This is a genomic window from Rhizomicrobium sp. (genome assembly GCF_056722145.1).
Genome location: NZ_JBWZET010000177.1, coordinates 1 through 4,048, shown reverse-complemented (window position 1 = coordinate 4,048; position 4,048 = coordinate 1). Strand labels below are relative to the sequence as shown.

General features: G+C 63.1%; 4 protein-coding genes and 3 pseudogenes. 3 read left to right on the top strand and 4 right to left on the bottom strand.

Features of this window, described 5'->3' with window-relative positions; genetic code table 11:
* The 3 genes and pseudogenes from AC1P6P_RS09385 to AC1P6P_RS09375 all read left to right on the top strand — a co-directional run.
* A pseudogene (locus AC1P6P_RS09385) lies at nt 1-238 on the top strand (IS3 family transposase); the annotation flags it as partial.
* Between the two features lie 696 nt (nt 239-934).
* Complete coding sequence (locus AC1P6P_RS09380; RefSeq protein WP_481402176.1) at nt 935-1,195, top strand: helix-turn-helix domain-containing protein; 261 nt, start codon at nt 935-937, stop codon at nt 1,193-1,195.
* Entirely contained in the window at nt 1,192-2,415 is a 1,224-nt protein-coding gene (locus AC1P6P_RS09375) for a type II toxin-antitoxin system HipA family toxin (protein WP_481402175.1), read from the top strand. Before AC1P6P_RS09380 ends, AC1P6P_RS09375 begins: the two co-directional genes overlap by 4 nt.
* A gap of 167 nt (nt 2,416-2,582) precedes the next feature.
* Here AC1P6P_RS09375 and AC1P6P_RS09370 read toward each other — a convergent pair.
* The 4 genes and pseudogenes from AC1P6P_RS09370 to AC1P6P_RS09355 form a co-directional block, all read right to left on the bottom strand.
* Nucleotides 2,583-2,792 (bottom strand): annotated as a pseudogene (locus AC1P6P_RS09370) (transposase); the annotation flags it as partial.
* Nucleotides 2,793-2,837: 45 nt separating this feature from the next.
* Nucleotides 2,838-3,044 (bottom strand): IS66 family insertion sequence element accessory protein TnpB, encoded by a 207-nt coding sequence (gene tnpB, locus AC1P6P_RS09365; protein ID WP_481402174.1) that lies wholly within the window; start codon nt 3,042-3,044, stop codon nt 2,838-2,840.
* Nucleotides 3,041-3,466, bottom strand: coding sequence for an IS66-like element accessory protein TnpA (gene tnpA / locus AC1P6P_RS09360; protein WP_481402173.1), 426 nt, complete (start codon nt 3,464-3,466; stop codon nt 3,041-3,043). The genes tnpB and tnpA overlap by 4 nt, the downstream gene beginning before the upstream one ends.
* Before the next feature lie 323 nt (nt 3,467-3,789).
* Nucleotides 3,790-4,048 (bottom strand): annotated as a pseudogene (locus AC1P6P_RS09355) (hypothetical protein); the annotation flags it as partial.

Here is a 4,048-nt window from a genome sequence, read left to right as displayed (position 1 = left end):
CCATGCTGTGATCCGCGAAGCAATGCGCGAGATCGCCGGCCTGCGTCGGCGGTTCGGCTATCGCCGTGTCGGCGTCATGCTGGAGCGCAAGGGGCACATCATGAACCACAAGAAGCTCTACCGGCTGTATCGGGAGGAGGGTCTGTCGGTACGCCGTCGGCGCGGGCGCAAACGGGCTCGCGGCAGTCGCACGCCGATGCCGGTGCCGCTGCGGCCGAACGACCGCTGGTCGATGGAGCTGGGCGCGCTTCGCTTGGCGATATGGCCCAGCGCCACCGCAAATTCGGCAGGTGCCAGCGCCTTGTCGAGGCCGCGTACGCGCAGTTCCCAGGGATCAAGTCCGGCACGCTTCAACGCATCCGGGTCCTGCCCCGCCAGCAAGCCGCGAGCGTGAAACAGGCGGCGGATTTCGGCCATGCGCTGTGCGCGACGGCGGATCACGCGGCGCAGCAGGCGGTTGCCCCGTCGGATCTGGTTGGTAGGCGTGCGTTCTTTGTCGGTTTCGGGAACGTCGAACATCCACGACCCCATGGCGATGATCTCGCCGGTCGGATTTTCCGGCGTCGGGTGTCGCAGCACGGCCCATCCGCACGAGGCGATGCCCTGATCGATTCCGAAAACGAGGCCCGTCATCATTTTCTCCTTTGTTTTGAGAGAAGTGCCTTGACCGGACCACGTCAATCGGCAATTGTGATGTCGGCAAATCGGTAGGTAAATCACGGTAACAGAGCTTCACTGTGAAGGATGATCAATCGCTTCGGCGGGGCCCGGAAATTATCTTATCGAAGCACTGATACAGAGATTCCTCTGTTCACAAGACCCTCACCGGGAAACTGGTGGGGGTTTTGTTTTGGGCGTGACGAAGGATTTAATGTACCTCATATATTGTGCATATGGGTTGATTGTCCCGATACTGCCTGATATACGATGCAACATGTTGGACCTTTCCGCCCTTGGCCCGTTGATTGCGCAGCATCGCAATGCGCAGCGCTTGACGCAGGCCGAGCTGGCCCGGCGCGCGCGGATCGGGCGTTCCACGCTTGATGCGCTGGAAAACGGGCGCGCGGCGGAATTGGGTTTCGGCAAGGTGGGCCGTATTCTCGCCGCGCTGGGGCTGACCCTGAGGCTGGCCGAGGCCAACCGCGGACGGCCGACGCTCGAGGACCTTCGCGACGAGGCGGACGGGCCGGCATGACCATCAAGGTGTGGACCGATGGGCGGGGTGCCGGGCTGCTGGGCGCCAAAGGCCTGCGCGGAACGGCGTTTGCCTATTCCGCCGGTGCGGAGGCGCGCGATGCCGTGTCGATCACGATGCCAGTCCGCCTCGCGTCATGGGACAGTGATTTCGGCCTGGCACCGATTTTCGAGATGAATTTGCCCGAAGGGGCCTTGCGGGAGCGGCTGCGCATGGCTTTCGCCAAGGCTACCGGCACCTTCGACGACCTTGACCTGCTGGCGATTGTCGGGCGCTCGCAGGTGGGGCGGCTGCGCTATACCGACGCGCAGGCCACACTCGATCAGGCGGTTCCGTTCCAGTCGGTCGATGAACTCCTCGCCAGTCGTCGGGACGGCAATCTGTTCCAGTATCTGCTCGATCGTTTCGCTGCCTATTCCGGGGTCAGCGGGGTTCAGCCCAAGCTGCTGATCCGCGACGATGCTGCCTGGGGCCTTGAGCCCGGCGCGGGCGAGCGCACGAGCATCCAGGGTGCCACCCACATCGTCAAATTCTGGGAAGACCAATATCCGCAGCTCGCGGCGAACGAATTCTTCTGCCTCAAGGCAGCGGAACGATGTGGGCTGCCCGTGCCGCGCTATCAGATGTCGGAAGACGGGCGGGCGCTGGTCATCGACCGCTTCGATCTGCGCCCCGACGGGCGCTACCGGGGCTTCGAGGATTTCTGCGTCCTCAACGCCCGGGGCACTGCCGACAAATACCGCGGGTCCTACGAAACGGCCGTGCTCAAGCGCTTCCGGGAGTTCGCATCGCCGAACCGGGTGGGGGAGGGGTCGGAAATCCTCTTCCGCATGATCGCGCTCAATGCCGCCCTGCGCAACGGCGATGCGCACCTCAAGAACTTCGGGATCGTCTATGACGACATCGACGGCGACGTGGCGCTGGCACCGGTCTACGACCTCGTGACCACCACGGCCTACATCCCCGCCGACCAGATGGCGCTGACGCTGGACGGTTCGACCCGGTGGCCGTCGGCAAGGCAGCTACTCGCCTTCGGAACCACCCGCCAGATCGGCTCGCCGGCGACGCTCAAGGCCATGCTCGCGGCGATTGCGGAGGCCGTGTTCGAGACGATGGATGACGTTCGCCGGCATATGCGCGCGAACCCCGCATTCGAGGAGATCGGCATGCGGATGCTGGCGCAATGGGAGGACGGCATCCGCACCAGCCTTGCAGGGTAGGGGCGTCCCCGATCGGCTGAACATCAAACAAACTTCGCATCCGCCGACGTGAAGCTTGCCAACGACACGTTCTTGAGCAGCAGGGTGTCGGCGGCGTCCAGTGTGACGAGCAGGTCGCTGCCTTGCTGCCGGATAGCCCCCAGCAGGTGCGCCCAGTCGGCGAACGGGGTCTTGTCCACCAGGACCTTGAACATCAGCACCGGGTCATAGGGCGGACGACCGCCCTTCGAGCCATCCGAGCGCTTCAGCGCCTTCTCCAGCCGATAGCGAAACGGCTCGAAATCAACCCCCTCGGACAGCGTCACCAGTGGATCGCCGCCCTTGGTCAGCCACGCCAGATGTTCCTCGTAATCCCAAAACCCGGCCTGCCGCGCCATCACCGCCTCCGCTCGTCGTCAGGGGCAGTGAATCATTTCAGCCTGCTACTCGCCAGAGGTTTTTCGAGGCATCCATTTGCCGGATGACCATCGGCGAGTTTGGTGAGCGTAGATCACGCTGGAATAGGCATCGCCGCCGTACTCGGCACCGACCAGCGCTGCCAGCGCGTCAGGGCCCTTGCGAAAATCCACCGGGCGCGTCGCGACCATCACGCGCGCGCCAGCACCCAAAGAACCGCCGGGTCCGATCATCGCGTTGCCCTGAGCGCTTCGATCACCGCAGCAATCACGCTGGCATCGGCATCGCGGCCGATCTTCACCGCGACGCCGTCGATCTCCAATTCGACCGCTGCTGCGTTCGCTCGCCGCCGGCGCCGCGGACGACGTGTGGGAGCCGGATCACCCGCTGCAACCGCGTCGATCACGGCGGGCACGAAGACCGGCGCTTCCGAATCTGGTGTTGCCGCTATGAGGCCGTCGGCCTCGAACTGCTTCCGCAAATCCCGCCGCCAGGCATAGACTTGCGACGGATCCAGCCCGTGCCGACGCGCTACGGCGCTGACGCCTTCACCAGCGCAACACTCGGCTACGATCGACATCTTCATCTCGGGCGGCCACTCGCGCCGCTTGCCCGCGCCCGTGAATACCTCGAACCGCTGCGCACCTTTGCTCACAGGATCATCACCCGAGATTATCATAGTAGCAGCGCACCCCAGCCCGATCAGGGCGCGAAGACTCGGCGCTGCTTCCTACAACTGCAAGGTGGGAGCAGGGCTCCGCTTACAGCCCTCAGGGAGATCGTGACACAAGTCACCGTTCATCCAGACCCGGAAAAGCGCGGAGGCGTCATCCTAGACATCCAAGGAAAGCTCGACCCGCTCATCCTATTCGAGTCGCGTTACCCCCAAAGTGTGGGGGTTAGTGGTAGCGGAGGAGCGTTTTGTTCACCACTTGAAGTTTGACCTGCCGTTGGTCGGACGGGCCGACAAATCGCACCTCAAGTGAAATCAAAAAAGTCTGCCAAAATTCGAATGTTGCCAGGTTCGGCAGGTTGCTCACCTCGACGTGCGTCGATGGTCAACACTTCGACGTCGAGCCTCCGTAACGCGTCCACCTCAATTGTTGTCAGCGCGCTAGATTGCCCTCCTGTTTGATCGGGTGCGAGTACGACGACCCTGATACGTTCAGGAGAAAATACCTGTTGCAACCCCTGACACACACCAAGGATATCTGGCATGTTGTTGGAAGCTCGCGGC

Coding starts and splice junctions, on each gene's coding strand:
- AC1P6P_RS09380 (WP_481402176.1), top strand. CDS start 935: ATGTTGGACCTTTCCGCCCTTGGCCCGTTGATTGCGCAGCATCGCAAT.
- AC1P6P_RS09375 (WP_481402175.1), top strand. CDS start 1,192: ATGACCATCAAGGTGTGGACCGATGGGCGGGGTGCCGGGCTGCTGGGC.
- tnpB (WP_481402174.1), bottom strand. CDS start 3,044: ATGATCGGACCCGGCGGTTCTTTGGGTGCTGGCGCGCGCGTGATGGTC.